Source organism: Affinirhizobium lemnae, assembly GCF_022968395.1.
Lineage (GTDB): Bacteria > Pseudomonadota > Alphaproteobacteria > Rhizobiales > Rhizobiaceae > Neorhizobium > Neorhizobium lemnae.
On the sequence record NZ_JALJQZ010000006.1, the window covers coordinates 38927 to 62704 of the forward strand.

23 protein-coding genes and 1 pseudogene are annotated in these 23778 nt (G+C 56.5%); 9 read left to right on the forward strand and 15 right to left on the reverse strand.

The genetic code is table 11. The features are described from left to right. Nucleotides 1-15: 15 nt before the first annotated feature. The 3 genes from MUU53_RS05485 to MUU53_RS05495 all read right to left on the reverse strand — a co-directional run bounded on the left by MUU53_RS05485 (nt 16) and on the right by MUU53_RS05495 (nt 1453). Nucleotides 16-468, reverse strand: a complete 453-nt coding sequence (locus tag MUU53_RS05485) for a c-type cytochrome (protein WP_247259991.1) — start codon at nt 466-468, stop codon at nt 16-18. A 158-nt stretch (nt 469-626) separates the two neighbouring features. Next, nucleotides 627-905: a hypothetical protein gene (locus tag MUU53_RS05490; protein ID WP_247259992.1), complete on the reverse strand. Its 279-nt coding sequence runs from the start codon at nt 903-905 to the stop codon at nt 627-629. 2 nt (nt 906-907) lie between these two features. Continuing rightward, nucleotides 908-1453 (reverse strand): cytochrome c oxidase subunit 3, encoded by a 546-nt coding sequence (locus MUU53_RS05495; protein ID WP_247259993.1) that lies wholly within the window; start codon nt 1451-1453, stop codon nt 908-910. 140 nt (nt 1454-1593) lie between these two features. Here MUU53_RS05495 and MUU53_RS05500 point away from each other — a divergent pair, with 140 nt between their 5' ends. Both MUU53_RS05500 and MUU53_RS05505 read left to right on the forward strand, forming a co-directional pair. Further along, nucleotides 1594-1749 carry a hypothetical protein gene (locus MUU53_RS05500; RefSeq protein ID WP_247259994.1) on the forward strand — a complete coding sequence of 52 codons (156 nt, stop codon included), beginning with the start codon at nt 1594-1596 and terminating at the stop codon, nt 1747-1749. 24 nt (nt 1750-1773) lie between these two features. After that, on the forward strand, nt 1774-2415 hold the full coding sequence (locus MUU53_RS05505) for an NnrU family protein (RefSeq protein ID WP_247259995.1): 642 nt from the start codon (nt 1774-1776) through the stop codon (nt 2413-2415). On the opposite strand, the gene MUU53_RS05510 is transcribed toward MUU53_RS05505, so the two are convergent. Genes MUU53_RS05510 through MUU53_RS05540 form a run of 7 tightly spaced genes read right to left on the reverse strand, consistent with a single transcriptional unit; the run spans nt 2409 to nt 9171 of the window. Further along, nucleotides 2409-3338 (reverse strand): sugar kinase, encoded by a 930-nt coding sequence (locus tag MUU53_RS05510; RefSeq protein WP_247259996.1) that lies wholly within the window; start codon nt 3336-3338, stop codon nt 2409-2411. The two genes, MUU53_RS05505 and MUU53_RS05510, sit on opposite strands and share 7 nt — an antisense overlap. A 6-nt stretch (nt 3339-3344) precedes the next feature. After that, a complete protein-coding gene (locus tag MUU53_RS05515) occupies nt 3345-4400 on the reverse strand; it encodes an ABC transporter ATP-binding protein (protein ID WP_247259997.1) in 1056 nt (351 codons plus the stop codon). A gap of 43 nt (nt 4401-4443) precedes the next feature. Continuing rightward, nucleotides 4444-5265 carry a carbohydrate ABC transporter permease gene (locus MUU53_RS05520; RefSeq protein WP_183898045.1) on the reverse strand — a complete coding sequence of 274 codons (822 nt, stop codon included), beginning with the start codon at nt 5263-5265 and terminating at the stop codon, nt 4444-4446. 14 nt (nt 5266-5279) lie between these two features. Beyond that, a complete protein-coding gene (locus tag MUU53_RS05525; RefSeq protein ID WP_247259998.1) occupies nt 5280-6215 on the reverse strand; it encodes a carbohydrate ABC transporter permease in 936 nt (311 codons plus the stop codon). Further along, nucleotides 6215-7546: an ABC transporter substrate-binding protein gene (locus tag MUU53_RS05530; RefSeq protein WP_247259999.1), complete on the reverse strand. Its 1332-nt coding sequence runs from the start codon at nt 7544-7546 to the stop codon at nt 6215-6217. The genes MUU53_RS05525 and MUU53_RS05530 overlap by 1 nt, the downstream gene beginning before the upstream one ends. Nucleotides 7547-7600: 54 nt before the next feature. Continuing rightward, nucleotides 7601-8260, reverse strand: coding sequence for a GntR family transcriptional regulator (locus MUU53_RS05535; RefSeq protein WP_247260000.1), 660 nt, complete (start codon nt 8258-8260; stop codon nt 7601-7603). Nucleotides 8261-8286: 26 nt separating this feature from the next. Further along, a complete protein-coding gene (locus tag MUU53_RS05540) occupies nt 8287-9171 on the reverse strand; it encodes a dihydrodipicolinate synthase family protein (RefSeq protein WP_247260001.1) in 885 nt (294 codons plus the stop codon). A 442-nt stretch (nt 9172-9613) separates the two neighbouring features. Here MUU53_RS05540 and MUU53_RS05545 point away from each other — a divergent pair, with 442 nt between their 5' ends. The 7 genes and pseudogenes from MUU53_RS05545 to MUU53_RS05575 all read left to right on the forward strand — a co-directional run. Further along, nucleotides 9614-11173 carry an ABC transporter substrate-binding protein gene (locus MUU53_RS05545; protein ID WP_247260096.1) on the forward strand — a complete coding sequence of 520 codons (1560 nt, stop codon included), beginning with the start codon at nt 9614-9616 and terminating at the stop codon, nt 11171-11173. A 103-nt stretch (nt 11174-11276) separates the two neighbouring features. Then, complete coding sequence (locus MUU53_RS05550; RefSeq protein ID WP_247260002.1) at nt 11277-12230, forward strand: ABC transporter permease; 954 nt, start codon at nt 11277-11279, stop codon at nt 12228-12230. A gap of 2 nt (nt 12231-12232) precedes the next feature. Beyond that, on the forward strand, nt 12233-13126 hold the full coding sequence (locus MUU53_RS05555) for an ABC transporter permease (protein WP_247260003.1): 894 nt from the start codon (nt 12233-12235) through the stop codon (nt 13124-13126). Next, the gene (locus MUU53_RS05560; protein WP_247260004.1) at nt 13123-14184 is read left to right on the forward strand and encodes an ABC transporter ATP-binding protein; all 1062 of its coding nucleotides are present in this window, start codon (nt 13123-13125) and stop codon (nt 14182-14184) included. The genes MUU53_RS05555 and MUU53_RS05560 overlap by 4 nt, the downstream gene beginning before the upstream one ends. A gap of 4 nt (nt 14185-14188) precedes the next feature. Beyond that, nucleotides 14189-15151, forward strand: a complete 963-nt coding sequence (locus MUU53_RS05565; RefSeq protein ID WP_247260005.1) for an ABC transporter ATP-binding protein — start codon at nt 14189-14191, stop codon at nt 15149-15151. 12 nt (nt 15152-15163) lie between these two features. Further along, nucleotides 15164-15841: an aspartate/glutamate racemase family protein gene (locus MUU53_RS05570; protein WP_281435009.1), complete on the forward strand. Its 678-nt coding sequence runs from the start codon at nt 15164-15166 to the stop codon at nt 15839-15841. 73 nt (nt 15842-15914) lie between these two features. Continuing rightward, a pseudogene (locus tag MUU53_RS05575) lies at nt 15915-16739 on the forward strand (MurR/RpiR family transcriptional regulator); the annotation flags it as partial. A 13-nt stretch (nt 16740-16752) separates the two neighbouring features. On the opposite strand, the gene MUU53_RS05580 reads toward MUU53_RS05575, so the two are convergent. From MUU53_RS05580 to MUU53_RS05595, 5 genes are all read right to left on the reverse strand, one after another. Further along, a complete protein-coding gene (locus MUU53_RS05580; RefSeq protein ID WP_247260007.1) occupies nt 16753-17415 on the reverse strand; it encodes a hypothetical protein in 663 nt (220 codons plus the stop codon). 124 nt (nt 17416-17539) lie between these two features. Next, entirely contained in the window at nt 17540-17782 is a 243-nt protein-coding gene (locus MUU53_RS05585; RefSeq protein WP_247260008.1) for a hypothetical protein, read from the reverse strand. Nucleotides 17783-17820: 38 nt separating this feature from the next. Continuing rightward, on the reverse strand, nt 17821-18444 hold the full coding sequence (locus tag MUU53_RS05590) for a hypothetical protein (protein WP_247260009.1): 624 nt from the start codon (nt 18442-18444) through the stop codon (nt 17821-17823). 183 nt (nt 18445-18627) lie between these two features. Continuing rightward, nucleotides 18628-19236: a helix-turn-helix domain-containing protein gene (locus MUU53_RS23335; RefSeq protein WP_425524253.1), complete on the reverse strand. Its 609-nt coding sequence runs from the start codon at nt 19234-19236 to the stop codon at nt 18628-18630. A 316-nt stretch (nt 19237-19552) separates the two neighbouring features. Next, nucleotides 19553-23530, reverse strand: a complete 3978-nt coding sequence (locus MUU53_RS05595; protein ID WP_247260098.1) for a Pls/PosA family non-ribosomal peptide synthetase — start codon at nt 23528-23530, stop codon at nt 19553-19555. Between the last annotated feature and the right edge of the window lie 248 nt (nt 23531-23778).

Consider the following 23778-nt stretch of genomic DNA (forward strand, 5'->3'; position numbering starts at 1 on the left):
CCTCTGGAGTGACGGTCAGCCGGCTTCGTTCGGCGGCCATTTTTGCGTCTTGATCTTGCTGGCCCAGCGCAGGAATTCCGCCAGATCACTCGCTTCCTGATCCGTCAGGTTGAACTGCGGCATCTGCCGGCGACCTTCGATGCCGGAGGGTTGGGCAGCCATCCACGCCTTGAATGTGTCGCGCGTGGATTCAACATCCTTGTCTCCACCCATTCGGGTCCAGACATTGCCGAGTTCAGGCGCGAAATAGGCACCTTCCCCCAGAAGCGTGTGGCAATTGATGCAGGCGTTTTTCTCCCAGACGTGCTTGCCGCGCGCGACAGCCGCCGTCAGCGTTGTCTCGTCCGTGGAGGTGGTGCGCATGTAATAGTGGCTGTGCGCCGTCAGCCCCAGAAAGATGGCAAAGAAGAAGGCGGATCCGCCGTAGAAGACGTTCCGCGCTCCGGTTTTGGTGAGATGTTCCGACATATCCTGTCCCTCTCGCGCTCCGTCATGCTGCAACGGAGCCGGATTGTTTCAGGCGTCATGCGGTTGAAGCCGCATCAGCCTTCGGGACGAGAAGTGCCTGAGAGCGGCACTTCATTCTTTGTGAAAGTGCAAACAAAATGCCGGAAGGTGATCTGTTCTCAATGAAACAGAACCGGCGCGAGAGCCTTGGCAAGCGCCACAAGGGCAAACAGGCCAACCCATGACGTGAGCGCCAGTGTCAGTGTCGGGTTGCGCAGGTCCATGTAGTGCTTGATGACGATGCGCCCTTTCAGGATTGTGAGCCCGAGAACGGCAGCGATTGCAGCAACCGGCAGGGCGCTGTGGCGCCATTGCACGATGATGAGCGACGCGATGATGGCAAGAAGGAGCAGCCAGAGGGCCGCTCCAAACAGCCAGTGATCAGCCTGTTTTCGCATGATTACACCAGATAGAGAACGGGGAAGAGGACGAGCCACACCAGATCCACCACGTGCCAGAAGGTGGCCAGTGCGCCTGCCGTTTCCGCCTTGGGGCGGACTGCGGAAAGGAGCATGAGAACGGGCAAAAAAGCGACATGCGCAAGATGGAAGCCGGTGACGAGAAAATACATCTCGAAGAAGCCCTGCAGGCCCGGCTCTTGAGAGAACGGAATCTCGCTTGCGTATTCCAAGAGTTTGACAGCAACGAAGACAAAGCCGAAGAGTGCCGCAAGCACCAGCCATCTGCGACGCTTTCGATCTTCATCGGCACGCGCCGCCTCAGCCATCAGCCAGCCGCTGGTCAACAGGATCAGCGTGTTGAAACTGGCAAGGCCGGTGCCGAGATGCCGCCTTCCCATTTCGAACGCTTCCGGTTGCTGTAGCGACAGAAAAAGAAAGCCACAGATCAGGATGGAGAAGACGGCGAGTTCGCTCCAGACCAGAAGCCAGAGCAATAAGCCGCCATCGGCGTCATCTGCACTCGTCATGTCATCGATGGCAGCCATTTGAACGTCTCCTGCAATCCGCCAGATATCGATCGGGATATGCGTCTTTCAGCGACCGGCTTCTTTGCGCAGAAACAAAGACGAGCGCCGTGAAGAAAGGCAGTGTGCAGGAAACGAGATTGCGGATCAGGAGAACGGGCATGACCGACGCACAAACTGGACTTGTTGTTGCGACGCCGATCATTGTCGGCTTTTCAATCGCGCTCTACAAAATGGGCGTCCTCCAGCGCTACAGCACGGTCATCGCGGTCCTGGCTTCCTGCGTGATCGCAGGCGTGTTGTTCGTTCAGCAGTAGGCGCGACATCGGAAAGCGCGGACCATGGAAGAACTTTTGATTGCCGGTGGCCTGTTCATTGCCCTGCACTCGATACCGGCCAGCCCGCAGGTTCGGTCCCGGCTGATTGGCCTGCTCGGACGAACAGTCTATCTCGTGCTGTACTCCCTCGCCTCAACGCTTGTGCTCATCTGGCTTTTCGTCCAGGCCCTGAGAATGGACTATGTCGAGCTATGGGCACCCGCTGCGTGGCAGGCGGCAGTCAATTTCGTACTTTCGCCCATCGGTCTGTTTCTGGTGCTTGCAGGTCTACTCAGCCCTAACCCCTATTCAGTCACATTGCGCAAGCCGACCGGCGACTGCGGAGCCATTCTTCGGTTGACCCGCCATCCCGTTCTATGGGGCTTTTTTCTCTGGGCCATCGGCCATGTGATTGCGAATGGAGACGTGCGTTCGCTCGTCCTTTTCGGCGGCTTTGCCGGTTTCTCACTGATGGGCATTCGCCTGCAAAACAAGCGTGCAGCCCGGCAAAGCCTGCCGAAATGGCGCATCCAGCCACAAGCCCGCATCGACCGACCAATGATAGTCGGGCTGTTGCTGACATCAGCGGCGCTTTTGCTTCTGCTGACGGGCGGTCACGCGCTGCTGTTCGGCGCCGATCCGCTGGTCATGCTGACCATTCAGTGAGGCCGCAGCTTAGACGATGAGGGCAGTTGCTGGAGAGCCTTTTCAGCATCATCACGAAGCGGCATGCCGGTTCGTCCGCCGAAGACCGTGCACTTCAGGGCTGCAGTGACCGAACCAAGACGAACGGCATCCGATGTGCCAAGTCCCTCCGCAACCGCGAGCGCATAAGCACCATGGAAGGCATCGCCCGCCGCGAGTGTATCCACCGCCTGCACCTCAAGGGCGGGTTGATGGTGAAGCTCCGCACCCTCCACCCAGTAGGCACCGGCGGCACCGAAGGTTACGCAGACCAGCGCCTGCGGAAAACGCTCCGCCAACTCCCGCACCAGGTCAGTCTCCGCCTTCGCCTGACCAAGTGAGCGGGCGGCAGGTTCGGAAAAGATGATATGATCAGCTACGTCAGCCAGCGAGAGAAGCGTCTCGACAGGCGCTACGTCACCATCCAGAATGGCGGGAATACCGACGCGACGCGCAGCCTGTAGCACTTCACAGGCAAGCCTTGCCCAGCGTACATCGACCAGAACTGCATCGAAGCCAGCAATCATCTCATCGGAGATTTGCGGAATGGTGTGATGAAGGCGCGGGTCGTAGAACGGCACGATCAGCCGGTCGCCCCGATCATCAACAAGTATCGTGGATAGGGCGGAAGGCGCACCGGCCACAATAGTCATGGCCGATGTATCAATCCCGGCTTGCGCCAGATCATCACAGATGCGCCTTCCGGTATCATCATCACCGACAGCGCCAAGAAGTGTAGCGCTGCCACCCAACCGCACAATGGCATAGGCTGCACTGGAGGCCATGCCTTCCGCAACCTGCACCATCTCGTAAGGTAGGATCTTGCCCTCCCCGCTTGGCAGAGCGCGAACGCGGAAGATGGTGTCGAGCACGGCAGCACCGACGCAAAGAATGCGCTTGCTCATTGCGCCTTAAATCCGACGACCGGTCTGCTTGTCGAAAAGATGGACCTTCGACGGGTCGATTTCGATGAAAACGGTATCGCCGAACCGGACATCGAAACGTTCGCGGAAAAGACACGCGATGTCTTCGCCATGGGCATCCAGACGCGTGAAGATTTCCGATCCCGTGCCTTCCACCAGCGTCACGCGGCCTTCGATGCCCTGCGTCGATGCCCGGATATGTTCGGGACGAATGCCGTAGACGAGATCCCGGCCACCCATCTTCTCCGCGACGGCTTGCGGGAGCGGCAGGATGAGCCCCTTTGTGGTGCGGAACACGCCCTCTTCCACCCAGCCGTCGATGAAGTTCATGGCAGGCGAGCCGATGAAGCCTGCAACAAAGATGTTCGCCGGGCGATCATAGAGTTCGAGCGGTGCGCCGATCTGCTCGATGAAGCCGCCGTGCAAGACAACGATCTTGTCGGCCATGGTCATGGCTTCCACCTGATCATGCGTGACATAAATCGTCGTGGTACCGATTCGCTGGTGCATGGTTTTGATTTCGCCGCGCATCTGCACGCGAAGCTTCGCATCGAGGTTCGACAGAGGCTCGTCGAACAGAAATACCTGCGGATCGCGCACGATGGCGCGACCCATGGCAACGCGCTGGCGCTGACCGCCGGACAATTGCTTCGGGTAGCGATCCAGCAGGGCTTCGAGCCCCAGGATTGAGGCGGCCCGCTTGACCTTGGCCTGGATTTCCGCAGCCGGAACCTTCTTGAGCTTCAGAGCAAAGCCCATATTGTCTGCAACAGTCATATGCGGATAGAGCGCGTAGTTCTGGAAAACCATGGCGATGTCGCGATCACGCGCCGGCATGTTGGAGACTTCGCGCGAGCCGATGTGGATCTCGCCGCCGCTCACCTCTTCAAGGCCGGCGATCATACGCAGGAGAGTAGACTTGCCGCAGCCGGACGGACCGACAAGCACGACGAACTCACCATCGGCAATATCGATATCGATGCCGTGAATGACCTTCACCGCGCCGTAGTGCTTCTGGATGTTCTGAATATTGACGGTTGCCATGTGCGTTTCCTGAATTTGAGAATTGAGGGAGGGCGGCAAGCCCTCAACCTCCCTTGACGGCACCGGCGGTGAGACCGGCCACAATCTGTTTCTGGGCAAACATCGTCAGCAGCAGCACCGGCAGCGTCACAATGAGCGCGGCAGCCGCAAGCGGGCCCCAGCTGACCTGTTCGAAGGACAGCATGTTGTAGACCGCAACCGGTAGCGTGCGGGTTTCACGGTTGGCCAGCACGATGCCGAAGACGAAGTTATTCCACGAGAAGATCAGCGCCAGGATGAAGGATACCACGATGCCGGGCTTGGCGATGGGCAATGCCACCAGCCGGAAAACCTGCCACGGGGTGGCACCATCAATGCTGGCCGCCTCTTCCAGTTCCATCGGCGTCGTTTCGAAATAGCCAATCATGATCCAGACGACGATCGGCACCGTGACGACGAGGTGAATGATGATCTGCGGCCAGAGCGTGCCAATTAGCCCTGTCCATTGGAAGAGCAAGAACAGCGGAATGAGGAAGGAAAGTCCAGGCGTCATACGGGCAATCATGATGACGACGGCAGATTTCTCAGCCTTCAGGCGCGCAATGCCGTAGCCGGAGGGAACGCCGATCACCAGCGCCAGCAAGGTCGCAGTTCCGGTCACCAGCACCGAATTCCAGAAGTAGAGGAGGAAATTGTTTTCCTCGAACACTTTCAGATAATTCGACCAGGCGACATTCTCGGGAAACAGGATGGGCGGATACGCACCGTTGTCGATCTCATATTTGAGCGAAAGCGAGATCATCCAGAGAAAGAACAGGATGACCGGCGACACCATGATGAAGGCCACGAATAGCAGGCCCAGACTATCGAGCGTCTTGCGTCGAATAAGGCGCTTTGCCATCACTTCGTCTCCATGTCGGACCAGTTTGCGCGTTGCCTGACCATGAGCAGGACGAAGGAAAGCGCAATGATGATGAAGAAGAACACAACCGCCATGGCTGAACCGTAGCCGATATCGTAATAGGCAAAGGCGGTGTTGTAGAGATAGATGTTGATCGTCTCGGATGCGGTTCCCGGCCCACCTTGCGTCATCGCATAGATGATGTCGAAGCTTTTGATTGCATCGATCGAGCGGATGATGACGGCAATCATAAGGAACGGCGCAATCATCGGCATGGTGAGATAGCGGAATTTCTGCCAGGCGTTGGCGCCGTCAATTTCAGCGCTTTCGTAAGGCTCACGCGGAACAGCAGCCAGACCACCCAGAACAATCAGCATGACCAGCGGTGTCCACTGCCATGTCTCCACAAGCACCAGCGAGGGGATCACCGTGAACTGGTTGTAGATCCACTCCTGCGGTCCGATGCCGAGGAAGGAGAGAAGATAGTTCAGAACGCCAAGCTGCGGGTGGAACATCATCGTCCAGACCAGCGCGACGGCGACTGGTGTCGCCATCATCGGCATGACGAAGACACCACGAAGAAGCCCACGGAACGGAAACTTGGCATCGAAAATCAGCGCAGCCAGCGTTCCGAAGAAGAGCGGCAGCACGACCGAGAGCGCCGTATAGGTCGCGGTATGCCAGAGCGATTCCCAGAAGCGCATGTCCTGCGCCAACCGCACATAATTGGCAAAACCGATAAATGTTCTCGGTTGGCCAAGCGTCCAGCTATTGACACTCATCCAGAGGGTGAAGACCCATGGAAAAACGATGACGGCAGACACGACAAGCAGGGCGGGCAGGACGAACGGCCAGTAGTTGGGAGCAAGCCGTGACGGCTTGCTCCTTTTCTGCTTGGCGTTAGCAACGCTGTTTTCGATACTCACGGATGCCATTATCCCTCGCTTCGCGCCAGAACCGGCTCGAACTGCGCTGTTGCATTCTTGAGTTCAGTTGCAGGATCGGCGCCGCCAATCATGTTGGTGAGAGCAACACCGTAGATGTCGCGGAACTCGGTGACGGGAATGACAACCGGCAGCGCGAGCTTGGAGATCTTGCCAGATCCTGCCACCGCATCCAGCCAGGCTCCCGGCATCTTCACGCCTTCGCGGACCTTGGCATCGGCCAGGATCGACTGGCGGAACGGAACGCCGGCACCGGCCTGCAACAGACGCGCGCCCATGTCATGCGAGATTGCCCACTGGCAGAATAGGTAAGCCGCCTCCTTCTTGGTCGAAGCTTCTACGACGCCGAGACCATCGCCGAAGGTGCCTGCTGCCTGCGCGGCCGGACCCTTTGGCATGACGCCATAGCCGGTCTTGCCAACAACACGCGACTTCTGCGGATCTTCGATCGGCGGCGCAAAGCCTACGCCATCGAACCACATGCCGATCTTGCCTTGCAGGAAAGCAGACTGCGCTTCTGCCCAGTTGAAGCCGGAAACGCCGGGAGGTGCTGCCTTGGTCATCAATCGCTGATAGAGCTTGGCAGCCTCAACGGCTTCCTTGGAGAGCGTATCGACCTTGCCCTGCGCATTGATGGGTGCCGCACCGTAGCCCAGCATGAGCGACGTCCAGACCGGCGTGTTGGCGTTCTTTAGACCGCGTGCGACGAAACCATAGGTGTTGGTGGACGGATCGGTGATCTTCTCTGCCGCATTGACCAGTTCTTCAAACGTGGTCGGATAGGAAAGACCCTTCTTCTCGAAGAGTTCCTTGTTCCAATAGACGATCCAGTAATCCACCGAGAACGGCAGCGAGCGGAGTACGCCTTTGGAATCCTTGGCGAACAGCAGGCCTGCCTCGGCGAAATCCTTTTCCGTCAAGGACGCATCGGTCAGCGATGGATCCTTGAGGAACCCGCTGATGTCTGCCAGCCAGTTGCCTTTTTCGAACTGACGCTTCTGCACGTGATAGCTAAGGTGCACAACATCGAAGCTCGGCTTGCCGGTGCTGAGTTCGATCACCGTCTTCTGGCGCTGTTGCTGCTCCGGCGTTGCTTCGGCATTGACCTTGATACCGGTCAGGCTCTCGAACTCGGAGAGATATTTGATGAGGGTTTCACTGCGCGGGCTTTTCACCAGGTTGACGTTGATGGTCTGGCCCGAAAACTTTTTCCAATCGACGGCAGCAGACGCAGGGCGGCTGCCCAGCATTGCGGCACCGCCCAAGGCAGCGCTGGCTGCCAAAAATCCACGGCGGGTTGGCTTCAAGATTGAAGTCGTCATTTTTGTCCTCCCGTTTTGAAAGTCGCATCTCCTCAGAGCGACAGATGAAAACTGCTAGATTGCGAGGGCTCGATCCCTTGCATTTCCGATATGCGCCACGAGGCGCTGAACGGCGTCATCCACGGATCGGCTTTCGATCGCTTCGAGAACCGCCAAGTGCTCACGCATAACCGGACCAACGCGACCCTCAATGCGGATGCGTTCCTGATTGATGAGCCGCATCTTGATGGCATTGACCCGATAGGCATTGGAAATGATCGAATTGCCCATGGCATCGATGAAGGCGTTATGCATGCCCCAGTCAGTCGCCTGCGCCCGTTGCTCAAGTTCAGGTGACGGACCACTTTCCTCGATTTTCTGAGCGATCTCGCGGTGCGCGCTCAGAAGACGATGAACCTCCTGATCGCTTGCATTGCGTGTGAACAGGGCAACGGCCTCCTTTTCCAGCAAGATGCGAAACTGAAACGCCTCCCGGATCAGGCTGAGATCGATATGGGCAATCTGCAGCCCGCGTTGAGGAACAGTCTTGATCAGGCCTTCCGTTTCGAGCCGCGGAATCAGCTCCCGTATCGCGCCTAGCGTCAGCCCGGTCAGTTCTACCAACTGCCTTTGGGAAATGAACTGGCCGGGACGAACATCACGCGCCAGCAGGTGGCGCGTGAAACTCTCATACGCCTTTTCCCGCAGTGGCACCTGTTCGCTCATCTCGTCCATTGCGTCCCCACCCCAACTGGTTGATATCAGGCGGCCTTTTCGGAGAAAGCCTGATCGAACACGCTGCAAATTCTGTCGCGATCCTGAGCCGCAATCGTAATCAACGGAGGCCGCACGTTCAGCCATATCCCGTTGCCGCTGGTATGAGCAACCAGGACTTTGACGGCAGGCGTGACCGGATAGTTGAGCAGGACCTCGACAAGACCGGTGACGCGATCATCGTCACGACCATCGACCGCCATGGCCCACACTTCTGCGCCCAAGAGGTTGGCCATGCCGGAAATGGCACCCTGCCCACCCAATCGGGTTCCCTGGGCAAGATGCCGCTCGTCGCCGATCATGATGGCAAGATCGCCATGCTCCTTCAAAAGGCGCTCGGTGTGCGCCCAATCACCACCAGAATCCTTCACGCCCGTGACAATACTAGGAAACGCCGCGCATAGTCTTGTTACGAGGTCGACGGAGATCTTGACCATCGTGACTGATGGAATGTTGTAGACGATGATATCCCGAGCCTTGGATCCCAGACCCGCGAATACTGCCGAAAACCAGGTGAACAGACCATCATCCGATACATTCTTAAAATAGGAGGGCGGCGCCAAGAGAATGTTACGCGCTCCGAGATCAAGTGCCTGGGCGGACTGCTCGACAGCGTCGATGACAGAATCAACCAGAACGCCAGCGACAATGTTGGCACCAGAAATGCCTGAAGCCTTAAGAGCAGAGAGAACCTTCCCGCGCTCGCTGTGCCCAATGGAACTTCCCTCGCCCGTCGTACCAAAGACCGTCACGCTGTCACAGTGGTGGTCGAGACAGAAGCGTGCATGCTCGGTCAGCATTGGCAAAAGAATGTTTCCGGTCTCATCGAACGGCGTGGTCAGGGCGGCCGACAGGCCAAACTTGCGAGACAATTCTGTGCTCCTTCAACTAACATCGTTTATGTACTACACTAACATGTTAGTCGTAAAGTGGTGAATTTTAGCTTCTTAACTTTTTCTGAAAGAGCTGAATTCGTCGGGCGGGAGAGCGGAATGGGTCGCTCGCATCTTCGCAAATGATCAGATGATAGTATGTGCACATACTAGCAGCTCGCATAGTAGCTCAGCAGTCACCGACCCATGGGCGGCCTCATCAAAACAAAATATTTCTGTAAACATCCGATATATCTATGAAATTATGTTTTCACCGCGTCTGGCATGAAATCTGCTTCGCTTCCCTCGACTGGATACAAGTCCGGCATTCACAACGAAAAGAGGGAACAGCATGACGAAGACATCATCCAAGCCCGAGGCTTCGCAAACAGTGGTCAACGTGCTGCGGTTGAGCACGATCCTGTGTGCTGCCACCTTTGGAATGATCGCGATAACCGGTCAGGCCGACGCTGCCGGAACGTTGAGAATCGGGATGACCGCGTCAGATATTCCTCTCACCACGGGTCAGACGGACCAAGGCGGTGAAGGTCAGCGATTCATGGGCTATACGGTCTATAATGCTCTGGTCGAATGGGATTTGACAAAGGCTGACAAACCGTCGGGCCTCGTTCCAAGCCTTTCGACATCCTGGCAGGTCGATGCGAACGACAAGACGAAATGGATCTTCAAACTCCGGGATGGCGTGAAATTTCATGATGGCAGCGCATTCACGGCCGAAGCAGTTGTCTGGAACCTGGACAAGCTCCTGAAACAGGATGCGCCGCAGTTCGACAAGCGTCAGTCTGCGCAGGGCAAGTCTCGTATTCCTGCTGTCGCATCGTATAAGGTCATCGATCCACTGACTGTCGAGATCACCACCAAATCGCCGGATGCGACGCTCCCCTATCAGTTGAGCTGGATCCTGATTTCCTCTCCCGCAAACTGGGAAGCGCAAGGAAAGAACTGGGACAATGTTGCTCAGAAGCCTTCTGGAACCGGCCCCTGGAAGATGGAAAGCGGCTTTGTTCCACGCGAGCGGGCCGAACTCACGCCCAACAAGGATTACTGGGACAAGGCCCGCGTGCCGAAGCTGGACAAGCTCGTACTGATCCCGCTGCCCGAGCCGAACACGCGTGTTGCGGCCCTGCGCTCCGGCCAGGTGGATTGGGTGGAAGCCCCTGCCCCGGATTCGGTCAAGTCACTGAAGGATGCCGGTTTCAAGATCGTCACGAACTCCTATCCGCATAACTGGACCTGGCATCTTTCCCGTATCGAAGGCTCACCATGGAATGACATTCGTGTTCGAAAGGCCGCAAACCTGGCAGTCGATCGTCAGGGTCTTAACGAGCTTCTCGGTGGTTTGTCTGTTCCGGCGCAGGGCTACATGCCGCCTGGCCACCAGTGGTTCGGCAAGCCAAGCTTCAAGCTCGACTACAACATCGAAGAAGCCAAGAAGCTGATGAAGGAGGCCGGCTTCGGTCCTGACAATCCGATCAAGACCAAGGTCGTCATCTCTTCATCCGGCTCCGGCCAGATGCTGCCATTGCAGATGAACGAGTATATTCAGCAGACGCTCGGCGAAATTGGCATCAACGTCGAATACGAAGTGATGGACTGGAACACGGTCATCAACGTGTGGCGCGCAGGGGCCAAGGATGCGAGCGCCAAGGGCGCGACCGCCGTCAACTACAGCTATTTCATCCAGGATCCCTTCACTGCCATGATCCGCCAATCGCAGTGCAATCTGGCGCCGCCTGCGGGCACCAACTGGGGCTATTATTGCGACAAGGATATGGATGCCCTGTTCGACAAGGTGCGCAACACCTTCGATGCGGCGGAACAGGACAAGGTGATGCAGCAGATCCATGAGAAATACGTCAACGATGCGCTCTTCCTCATGGTGACGCATGACGTTGCCCCACGCGCCATGACGGGCAAGGTCAAGGGCTTCGTCCAGGCGCAGAACTGGTTCCAGGACTTCTCGACCATCTCGATGGATTGAGTGACACACGGGCGCGCCGGTGTTTCCGATTCCGGCGTTCTGCTGCAGCCGCCCGGCGCGCCTGACTTGTTTGTGCCAATTCAACCGATCGAATGAGGCCCTTATGCTGCTTTATGCGCTCAAACGAATTTTGCATGTCATCCCGGTCACGATTGGCGTCAGCATTGTTTGCTTCATGCTGATCCACATCGCGCCGGGAGATCCCCTCGCTGCGATCCTTCCGTCGGATGCTTCCGCAGAGATGCAGGCGCAAATGCGCAGCTTCTACGGTCTTGATCAGCCACTTCCGGTTCAATACCTGCTCTGGGCATGGCATGCACTGAAAGGTGACCTCGGCACATCGATCGCAACCGGACGTCCAGTCCTCGGCGAAATTCTCGATGCCTCGGTAAACTCCATCATCCTGGCTGTCGCTGCTGCCTGCGTCGGCTTCATCACCGGTTCGGTACTGGGGTTTTTGGCAGGCGTATTTCGCGGAACATGGATAGATCGCGCGGCCTCCGCTGTCTCAATGCTTGGCGTCAGCGTGCCTCATTACTGGTTGGGCATGGTTCTCGTCATCGCCTTCTCGGTCACGCTTGGCTGGCTACCGGCCATGGGCGGCGGTCCGGAAGGATCCACGGGACGCGGATTCAGCTGGGCCTATCTCCAGTTTTTGATTCTGCCTGCCGTGACCATGTCAGTCATTCCAATGGGTATCATCGCCCGCACGATCCGTTCGCTCGTTGCAGACATTCTTTCACAGGATTTCACGCAGGCGCTCGCGGCCAAGGGGCTGATGAGCAGGCAGATCATGCGTCACGTCATTCGCAATGTCGCGCCGACGGCGCTTTCGGTCATGGGCCTTCAGCTTGGATACCTTCTCGGCGGCTCAATTCTCATCGAAACCGTCTTCTCCTGGCCTGGCACCGGATTTCTTCTGAACGGCGCCATCTTCACCCGTGACCTGCCGATACTACAGGGCACCATCCTCGTACTCGCAATGTTCTTCGTGCTGCTGAACCTTGCCGTCGACGTGCTCCAGAGCGCTATCGACCCCCGCATCCAGAGGAGCTGACCATGAGCGCAGTCACTACAGACATCGACGCGCCGGTCGGTGTCCTTGTTGCAAAATCCCCTGGTTTCTGGAGCAATGTCCTGCGTCGGCTCATTCGCGATCCGGTGGCCATGATCGCTCTGGCAATCATTGTCATTCTGGTTCTTATCGCGATTTTCGCGCCTTACATCGCGCCATACGATCCATCCAAGGGCAGTGTGATCCGCCGTCTGAAACCGATCGGCACGCCCGGATACATTTTCGGAACCGACGAATTAGGCCGCGACATGCTCTCCCGCCTGATCCACGGCACGCGCCTGTCTCTGATCATGGGCGTTATACCGGTGCCGATCGCCTTCATCATCGGCTCCACCATTGGCATCATCGCCGGATATGCCGGCGGCATCGTCAACACGCTCATCATGCGCACCATTGACGTATTCTACGCCTTCCCATCCGTCCTTCTCGCGGTGGCATTGTCGGGCGCGCTGGGATCGGGTCTGACCAATGCGCTTGTTTCGCTGACTGTCGTCTTCATCCCCCAGATTGCACGTGTTGCGGAAAGCGTCACCACCCAGGTGCGCAAACTTGACTACGTGGATGCCGCTCGCGCGTCAGGGGCTTCCGCAGCAACAATCATTCGCGTTCATATTCTGGGTAACGTACTTGGGCCGATCTTCGTTTTCGCGACCAGCCTGATTTCCGTCTCGATGATCCTCGCATCGGGCCTCTCCTTTCTAGGCCTGGGCGTAAGACCGCCCGATGCGGAATGGGGGCTGATGCTCAACACGCTTCGCACCGCCATCTACAGCAATCCGTTTGTGGCAGCCCTTCCCGGCGTGATGATTTTCATCACCTCCATCTGCTTCAACCTTTTCTCCGACGGGCTTCGTACCGCGATGGATGTGAAATCATGATCAATCTTGTTGGCGAACCTAGTCCTATCCTTCCCGTGGGCGAGAGGGGCGGTCCGGCTCAGCCTCTCATTTCTGTAAGGGGCCTGCTGAAGCATTTTCCGGTCAAGGGCAGCGGCTTCCTGAAGCCGAAAAAAGTCGTTCACGCGGTGGATGGCGTGGATTTTGACATCCTGAAAGGCGAAACGCTGGGGGTTGTGGGTGAGAGCGGCTGCGGAAAATCCACCACCGCCCGCCTGCTGATGCAGCTCATCACGCCGGATCGCGGGGAGATCCTGTTCGATGGTGAGTCGGCTGGCGAGACGCTACCGCTCTCGGAATACCGGCGTCAGGTGCAAATGGTGTTTCAGGACAGCTATGCCTCCCTCAACCCACGCCTGACGATCGAGGAATCCATCGCGTTCGCGCCCCGCGTTCATGGCGTTCCGGCCGCCAAAGCCATAGCAAGGGCTCACGATCTGCTGCACCGGGTAGGACTTGAGCCGGTTCGGTTCGCCGGACGCTATCCGCACGAATTGTCTGGCGGTCAACGCCAGCGCGTGAACATTGCCCGCGCTCTAGCCCTGGAGCCGCGTCTGGTCATTCTCGACGAAGCAGTCTCGGCTCTGGACAAGAGCGTGGAGGCACAGGTTCTCAATCTGCTGCTGGACCTCAAGCGCGATTTTGGCCTGACCTATCTCTTCATCTCCCATGACCTCAACGTGGTCCGCTTCATGTGTGAGCGGGTTATGGTGATGTATCTGGGAAAGGTGGCGGAGATCGGCGAACGCGATGCCATATTCGAGAAAACTCGCCACCCTTATTCGTCCGCTCTGCTTGCTTCAATGCCGAAAATGAACCCCGGTGAGAGGACGCTCGAACCGCCTCTTTCCGGAGATCCGCCGAACCCTATCGATCCGCCTGCGGGCTGCCGCTTTCATACGCGCTGCTCCTTCGCGGAAGATGTCTGTCGCCAGACGCTTCCACCGCTTTCCCGCATCTCTGGCGCACAGTCGGCGGCCTGTCTAATGGCCATGACGAATTCAGGCCACAGCCGTGCACCGGTACAAATGGAGGCATGACCTAATGAAAGATCCAATGATCGACATCCGTAACCTATCGGTGACATTCAATCGTGGACGAAAGCCGGTCAAGGCCGTCAACGGTGTCAGCCTTTCGGTAAACAGTGGCGAGGTTGTTGCACTTCTGGGAGAGTCCGGATCAGGCAAGAGCGTGACCATGCGATCGCTTCTCCGGCTCCATCCGAAGGGCACCAGCATAGAGGGGTCCATGCGTGTGGCAGGCAATGACGTAACCGAACTTTCTGCGCGCGAACTAGCAGACTATCGCGGTGCAACCGTTTCCATGGTATTTCAGGAGCCGCGCCTTGCGCTCGATCCGGTCTACACGCTCGGTCAACAGATCGAGGAAGCGATCATGCGCCACGAGAATGTCTCACGGCGCGAGGCCGCGTTACGGGCTCTTGGGCTTTTCGAGAAGGTTCGCATCCCCTCCCCCGAGCGAAGACTGATGAACTATCCGCATGAAATGTCCGGCGGCATGCTGCAGCGCTCGATGATCGCCATGGCGATAGCCTGCAACCCCAAGGTTCTGCTTGCAGATGAACCGACGACCGCGCTCGATGCGACAGTCCAGATCCAGATTTTGCTGCTGATCCGCGAGCTGCAAAAGGAATACGGGCTATCCGTCATTTTCGTAACGCACGATATCGGTGTCGCCGCGGAGGTCGCTGACCGGATCGCGGTAATGTATGCCGGGCGGATCGTGGAAGAAGGCAAGGTGGCCGACGTGATCCAGAATCCGAAGCATCCCTATACCAGGGGTTTGCTCGGAGCGCGTGTCGAGCTCGCGCATGGGCGCGACCGGCTGATTACGATCCCCGGCGCGCCTCCGGACCTCGCTGCCCTGCCGCCGGGCTGTGCATTCGCGCCCCGTTGTGCTGAGGCCGCCGCACAGTGCATCACCGATGTGCCTCGCTTGACAGCGATTGACGACACGGCAAGTGTCGCCTGCGTAAGATATGCCTAGACTATGCTCGCTATGCCCCACATCACCTTGATCAATCCGAATACATCGGAGGATACGACGGCGATGATGACGGAAGTCGCGCGCAACGAGCTTCCGCCGGGTTTCAGTGTCGAAGGAAAGACCGCTCGCCACGGCGTTGCCATGATCCTGAATGCGTCCCAACTTGAGGATGCTGCGGAAGAGACAATCTCGATCGGGCTTCTGGCATCAGCGAAAAGCAGTGGCCTCATCATTAGCGCCTTCGGAGATCCCGGACTGGAGAAACTGAAAGCCGGATGCAGCATCCCGGTCGTTGGCATTTGCGAAGCGAGCATGCTGGAAGCCACCGTTGGAAAAAGGCGCTTTGGAATTGCCACGTTGACGCCGGAACTGGTTCCAAGTTTTGCGGCAAAGGCGGACGACTTGGATCTAGCCAATCTCTACACCGGAACCCGGCTGACACCGGGCGATCCTGTGGATCTGGCCGGATCTCCCGAGCGGCTGTTTGAAGCGCTGGAGAAGGCTGTGAGGGAGTGCGTTCATCTGGACGGCGCCGATGTCGTCATTATCGGCGGGGGCCCTTTGGGGCAGGCCGCCCACGCGCTCCAGAAGGCTTTGGCTGTTCCCATCATCGCACCGATCGGGTCTGCTGTCCGGTCTATCGTTGCTGAAATCACGAAACGCGCCGCTCCCGCAGAACATCCAACATAGACCTTGCGGCTGCTCGAATTGAGCGGGAAGATCCTGTGCAACGGGAGTATGGAGCGCGGATGCCAAGGATTGATCTTTTCTTTTCAGGGTAAGGGAGGCCTTACCTGAACTGCACCCTGCCGAACGGCGTCTGGGGGAGTTCGTTTGCGACTTTCCGGGCGAAATGGCCAGCTATTCTGCTCAGGAACTGGCATTGCTTGCCCATGTCTCCAAGGCGACGGTCACTCGTTTCATCCAGCGGTTGGGCTATGCCAACTATGAAGAAGCTCGACGCCATGCCCGGATAGACAAGCAGAGTGGATCGCGGCTTTTTCTGAACAGGGCTGAGGAACCGGGGAGACTGCAAACGATAGAAGCGCATGTTGCGCAAGCCATTTCCAACCTGGAAACGACATTCCTTACCATCTCCGAAAGTCAGATCGAGGCTGCGAGCCAGGCGATGATGACAGCCCGCAAGGTCTGGGTGATTGGCTTTCGCAGCAGTTTCCCTTTCGCCTCATATCTCCAGTGGCAGTTGACGCAGGTGCTCGAAGAGATTGTGGCTATTCCCGGTGCCGGCCAAACACTTGGCGAACATCTGGTGAGTATCACTCCCGACGACATGGTCGTGTTCTTCGCGTTACGCCGCAGGGTGGCGCAGGGGGAAAACATTCTCGCGCATATTCGGAAGACCAAAGCGCAGCTTCTCTACATTACCGATGAAAGTGCCCAGTTCGAAAGCGGGCCGACATGGCATTTTCAGTGCCAGACGCTGGCACCGGGACCTCTCTTCAACCACACGGCTGTCATGACGCTCTGCCATCTGCTGATCACCCGTTGTCTTGAAAAGGCAGGCGTGGAGGGCAGGAAGCGCCTGCGGCAGATCGAGACGTTAAACGAAAGGCTTGATGAGCTTTGACCTCGCCGAACCATCAACTGGTCAGCTGGAACTGACATGTCGTATCGTTGAAGATGATGCTCTGTGTCGCATTAGAAGCCGAGAAGCTGAGGATAAGCGGAGGCTGTATGGTGACCTGTCCGGTGAGACGGTTGTCATAAGACGCTGAAAAATCTGGAAAGGAGTAGGTCGGGACCGCCATTCCGACTGCGGCACCCGACATGACCGTTATCATGATGTCATTGGTTGGCCAGAATGTCGCCAGACCTTGAACCATGAGAGATGATGCTGTGGTTGCCGCGGGTGCTTGCGTCTGACTGTTTACGGTGAAGACCTTTGCCAGTCCGGTCGTCACCGTACTGCCCGACCCATTCGTTAACTGAACAATGCCTTGCGCGCCAGCCTGTCCAGCCGCAGAAATGACACTCCCGTTAAACGCATAGGCCAATCCAAGATAGGCGATTTCCGAAGAATTTATTGGGATGATTTGATCCGTCGAAAGCTGCGTGGAGGACGTGTACACTGTAAGAGTATCGGTCCAGGCAACCTGGATGCTATTGAGAGGAGAAATCAGAACTGCGACGATCTGATAATATGAGGAAGCCTGCGGCACGAGAATCGCTATAGATCCGCCAGCCGCGTTGATCGTCTTGATACCATCGTTGTCGACAGAGATATTCAACAAGAAGTTTGTCACGCGTTCTCCTGATGTTAGAGGTGGCCGACCCCTCCCCCGAGGGATCGACCACCAGCCCTGTAACCCCTCTGCCCGAAATGCCAGGTTTTCCGAGCAGGAAGCTCTAAAGCGTCAGGAAGACACTTTACCAGGACAGGGTCAGATTATCGGGACCGGGCGCGGGTGTGGTATTTGACACCTTAACGCTCCGGCCACCGACGTTATAGGTATGGATCTGGCCCAACGGGATGACGTGCGGCTCAGGCTCTCCATCGCCGATCGCGATGGTGTAGGGCGTCATGACGCCCGTCACCTGGAGTGGTCCCCGAACCTGCCCTTCTCTCAGAAAGGCAGACTGCCTGCGCGGCACTGTTATGACCGATAGCATGACCGATACCTCAAACCATCGATGCTTCGATTGACGCCTCAGCTCATGATGAACTGGTTGTTCTGATCGTTATATGCGACGCTCGCAGTGGAGTTGGTCGTATAGGTGACCGTCAGCGCATTGCCAGCAACCTGCGAGATGACGATACCGTTGTTCGAATAGCTCGACGTATAGATCTGGATCGTCTCGATCGGCGTGAAGATCGCCTGTTGGTTGAAGAGAATGCCAACAGCGCAAATCGGGGCGGAAAGAGCCGCGCCGTTGACCGTTGCACCCTGTACGAGACCACCGGTCACCATCGCCACATTGTTGATCTTGAGGTTCGGATCGCCGTTGTTGATCTCATACTGGGTCGAAGCGACTACATTGGGAACACCCGGATCGAAGTATCCGGCGGTGTTGAGGTTGTAGCTGCTGCCGCCAATTGCCGTTGCCTGGGAACTGGTTATGATCTGAGCACCTGCCTGGGCATTGGTCGTCGACGCGTAAACCGAATACTGCTCCGTCCACGTAACGATGTTATTGAGCTGCGGCTGGAATGTGATCCAGGCGGTCTGAAGGCCGCCCGCAGACTGCTTTGCAATTGTAACGCTCTGTCCAGCCTGGCTCAGCGCCTGAAGACCGGCCTGATCAAATGCAATATTCAGGGTATAATTTGGCATGGTAATATCCTTATTGAGGCTTATGTTCATGTTATGGGGAGGTTTCCCTGCAGATTGTGGTCGCCTCCCCGTTGGTGGCTGCATTCCGTTAGGGCATTCTCTCCGAATCAACCTAAGCGTTTTTTATTGATGATTGCAACCTAAAAGAGAAGCTAGAATTCTTCTCTGAAGGTTTCTTCTTCGTTAGTCATCCTGACGTTTGCGTGCTTCATCTCTTCGGTATTGAAGGGGTGATTTGCCGAAACGACGCTTGAACGCCGTCGCGAAGTTGTTCGGCGATGGATAGCCAAATTCGGCTGCGATTTCGTTGATCGAATCCATGCTTCGCATCAGACGGTAGGCTGCACCTTCCAATCTGAGTTTTCGTTGCCAGGCGAGAGGCGGAAGTCCGAACTCCTGCTTGAAAAGGCGGTTTATGGTGTTGTGGTTGCTATGGAAATTTCTGGCTAGCGACCGGACGGATACAGTCCGCTGCGGATCCTCGCTCATGAAGTTGCAGATGCGTTCTACAAGTGGGATTGGCGAAAACCGGTGATATTTTCCTTCATCAGACCAGATCCCGCAACGACCGAGAATCCGAACGCTTAGTTCGGACGGCGTAAGGGGCCATGCGATGAAGTCGGTAAATCCGGACGCGTAGGTTGTTTCACGATTGGCCAGCGCGGGGGGTACGAGAGCTAGATTATGGACATTCGACGAAACCCTCGTGGAATTCGTGTCTGCAGTCGAAGATAGCAAAACCCCAGGACCTTGCCTGGTTCTACGGTTCTCCGTGGTATAGCTGCAAGCCATTCAACGACTGGATTGCAGTGGTGATGATCCCCATGAGATTCAGGTCGGTCGAATGAATTTCGAGCGCGATGGAGGTTCCGGTAATTTTGTGAGTGAAATGGATTGAGTGCATGTTACTACCAAATTGCTGTTTAAAACAATTTTTGGTAGCAGATTAGTTGCACTACTCTCGATCGCTGGAATCGATCACATTCATCATAGGTTGCATTTTACCGTTCTGCACATATGGAAAATCCGCTGCCACAGGGTGACAGCGGATGGAAGAATTCCGGTGAGAAAGGCTATCATGCGTCTCTCGAATCTCTCTGAGGTCGGCTCAATCGCCCGCCGCTTTGAAAAAGCCATAGAGTTTGCCGGGATTGCCACGCCAGATGGAATTCTTCTCCAGAATTTCACCCTTCATGATGAAGCAATCCAGATCCGCAGTAGAACCTTCCTGCATGACGACGCCGTAGTGGACGAACGCGCCTGTGGCCAAGGTACATCCGTTACCGATACGGATATGGTCTGACTTGAAGGCTCCCTCTTCCAGAGAGTGAGCCTGGATGACGCAACCTTCGTTCAACGTTACATCGTCACCGATTTGGACCAGCGAACGCTCGGTCAGGTTCGCGCCGCCATCATAGACGCGCTTGCCCATTTTGACGCCAAGCGCTCTCAAGATCATGGGCCTGAATGGTGTTCCCGTAAAAAGGTTTGTGATCGGAGAATCCGCCAGTTTCCAGTGCCGTTCATGCCGCCAGAACGAGATATCATAGATCGTTGTCATGTTCGGCTTCAGAGGCCGGAAACGCAGGCTTGCCCATTCGATGAAGATGTGCAGCACAATGGTGACACTGGCAGTCAGGACGACTGCACCGAACAAGGCGAGGTGACCCCACTCCGTGTAGTAGTTCAGCGCGCGATCCCAGATTGCGAGCGTTGAAAACAGCATGATCCACTGAACTGCGAAGAATGTGAGGCCCGTTGCCGCATTGTGCCTGTTCTTCCGCGGCAACTGCGCGCGTCGCTCGTCCTCGGTGACACCTTGGATAAGGTCGACATCGCGTTGAACGATACGGGGGATCTCGAAGGGTGGGGAACCCAACAGTCCTACATTCTCGCGCATCGGGCCATCAACCGGGATCATGACCTTGGTTCCGAGAAGAACATTCTCCCCCGTGCGGCCATTCGGCGGATAGAAGATATTGTTTCCAAGGTAGTTGCGCTCACCAATCTTGGTCTTTTCCAGGCGGAACGCGGTTGCAGACTTGTTGACGTTGATCATGTACAGACCGTCCGAAACCATTGTCCCGGAGCCGATCTCGCAAAAAAGCGGGTTATCCTGCTGTTGATTGCTGCCAAAGTTCGAACCGGTCTGAACCACCTTGTTCAGTTTCCATCCGAGAGCTCGAATGTAATGAACGATGGCGGAACTGTCGCCAAACAGAAGGTTCAGCAATCGCGCATTGGTGACAACTTCAACGATGGACTGAAGCCAGAAATGGAAACCATAGAGCTTGTAGGTCCGGTTCGGTCGCAAGATGAAGCTGAATAGTCGAGGCAGGATGAGCGCGGCAGCCAATAGACCCGCGAACAAGGCAACCAGCGTTACGGTCGTGCCGATTGCCACAACGCCAATGGATTCCTGGTAGTCGTCGGAGACATTCTGCCAATAGCTGTGGAACCACAGCGGGATAGGGGTGACAAAGACGAATAGCGTGATGACCTGGACGATTTCGTAAAGAATTCGGCGGGTCGTCGAAATCTGGACCGGTGGAACGGGGCAGTAATTGGCAGTCGTCTGGCTGGCAGGAGAGCCGTGCCAATGCTGATCGTCAGGTATCCGCTGCCCCCTCAGGAGCGAGGAGGCATGGCCGAGCTGCGACCGATTGCCAATACTCGTATCGATGTCGATCATGCAGCCCATCCCCACAAAGGCATTATCGCCAATCGAAATGGGGCCTGTGTGAATGTATCCAGACTGTGCGCGGTAACCAGTAAGCATGGACTCTTTGCGCAGAATGGAATTGTCACCAATCGAAATGAGATCTGTACAGACAGGAATTGAACGGCATTCGATCGTCGTATTGTCACCCAGACGGGCGCCTAACAAACGCAGGTAGACGCTGTAGAGGGGACTCCCTCTGAAAAGTACGACAGGCGCCGTTTGTATCAGCGTCTTCACGATCCAGAAGCGGTAATAGCGCAAACTCCAGAGGGGGATGCTCTCGGGTTTCCAACGTCCGATCAGCAGCCACTTCATCAAAATTGCAAAGCCGGACATACCGAAGAAGATAGCAAGCGATAGAAGTGCGCATCTCGCATAGAGCTGGGCGGGATCATCCAGCTTGTCATAGACCCAATTCAATCCAAGATTGAGCAACCAAAGATCTGCATATGCGTAAACTCCATAGAACAAGAGTTGCGCTGCGCCACAAGCCCAGTAGGCAAGATTGCTTGCTCGGTGACGGGGATACGTTTCCTCAACTGCGATAACCTCTTCCTCTGGTCCCTTGAGGTGTTGCGCCAAACTCGCAACAGAAGGATGCATGTAGATGTCACGCATCGAGGTGGTGGCCCACTCTTTGCGCATTCTCAGCTTTGCACAAAAGCGCGCCAGGAGGAGAGAGTTGGCGCCTAAATCGTCGAAGAAATGATCATTGATCGAATTGACTTTCATATTCAGCGCCTCGGACAGCGCAGCGGCAATAAAGCGTTCCTCATCATTGGTAGGCGGCACCTCTGGCCGTTCCTTGCTAACTCGCAAACTCGTGGGTTTTGGCAGACGACGCGTATCGATCTTGTCGGATACGGTCATCGGAAGCACTGGCAACTCCTCAAGGAAGGATGGCACCATATAGTCGGGCAGACGCTTTCGCAGTTCTGCAGCAATGGCGCTACGCGAAATCGTATCAACGCCGGACTTGTATGCATAGTATCCGACAAGCTCAACGCGGCCTGGTTCAACCTCCCAGGTCGTCACGGCAGCCTGAGCGATGGACGACTGCTCCAGGAGCACCGATTCAATTTCGCTCAGTTCGATCCGATAGCCTCGTATCTTCACCTGAGTGTCGATGCGGCCGTGATACTCGATGTCGCCTTGCTCGTTGATCCGCCCGAGGTCACCTGTCCGGTAGATGCGATTAGACGGATTGTTCGGCAGTCCAATGAAATCGCGGATGAACTTTTGCCGGGTTAATTCCGGACGGTTGAGGTAACCAACTGCAAGCCCGATACCAGCGATACCAATTTCACCCAGATCTCCATGCGAAACAAGTTCAGGAGCTTCAGGATCGAGAAGAACAATGGAATATGTTGGCAATGGTTTTCCGATTGTGACCGGATGATCAGGGGTCAGGCAACACATCGTCGCAGTGACGGTGGCTTCCGTGGGACCATAGGTGTTCAGGATCTGCCGGTCTGGACGCCACCATCTCTGTACAAGATTTTGCGGACAGTGCTCCCCACCAACAAGAATTGCGCGAAGCGACGGAACATCACTCTCAATGGAGGACAGGAGGGTAGGTGAGCACGCTATGCAGGTTATCTGGTTGGCGCGGAGGAATTCTGCAAGCTCCTCACCGACAAGCGTCATACGGCCCGGTGCCGGAACAACGGTCGCACCAGCGGCGAAGGGAACCCAGATCTCCTCGGTGGAAAAGTCGAAGGCAATGGTCATGCCCTGATAGATGCGGTCATCCGGGCGGTAGCCATAAGCATCGGCTGCGACGCGCACGAAATTGCAGATGCTTCGATGCGCAACGGCCACACCCTTGGGTCGACCTGTCGTGCCGGACGTATAAAGGATGTAGCAGAGAGAATCGGGAGCAGAACTAACCTGAACCGCCAAAGACGCGAACTTGGACAGATCTTCGCGGTCGAGCCTCGCTACGAGGGACGGCACGGATAGACCACACGCACGATCAGCATAGGCCTCGGTCGTAATCAAGAGGCTGACATTCGCGTCCTCCAGGATGAGCGCCATGCGCTCGTCCGGAAACGCCGTCGCAAGCGGAACAAAGACTGCACCGGCCTTCAGGATGGCGAGGATGGTGATGTAGGTTTCAGCAGAGCGATCGACCAGAAGCGCGATGCGGTCGTCAGGCTTCACATTCTGCTCGATCAACATGCGGGCGAACTGATTGGCGCACGCATCAATCTCGGCATAGGTCCATCGTCGACAGGAATCGATCACCGCTACCACATCGCCGTCTGTTGACGCGCGCTCGGCAAAAAGTTGCTCCAACCGTTCATCTTGATTGTATTGGAAGGCGGGTGCAGGACCGAGTAGGATCGCGGCATTCTCTCCCATGTCGGAAAGGTCAAGTCCGCGCAAATGTGTCCCCATCAAATTCATAATGTCCACCTGCCTACGCTGCGCCACCGCTGATCATACGTGAGGAGACGGTATTACCGGTTCTGGACTCATTATGATTGCAATGAATTCTTGCAGACTCTCGTCTATTCTGGAGCTGCGCCACACCTATGTTTCGTGGGGGCCGGTTCGGTCAAGACTTCTGTTTAGTTCGCCACTTTTTTTTGCACAGTGTGCTAATTCTT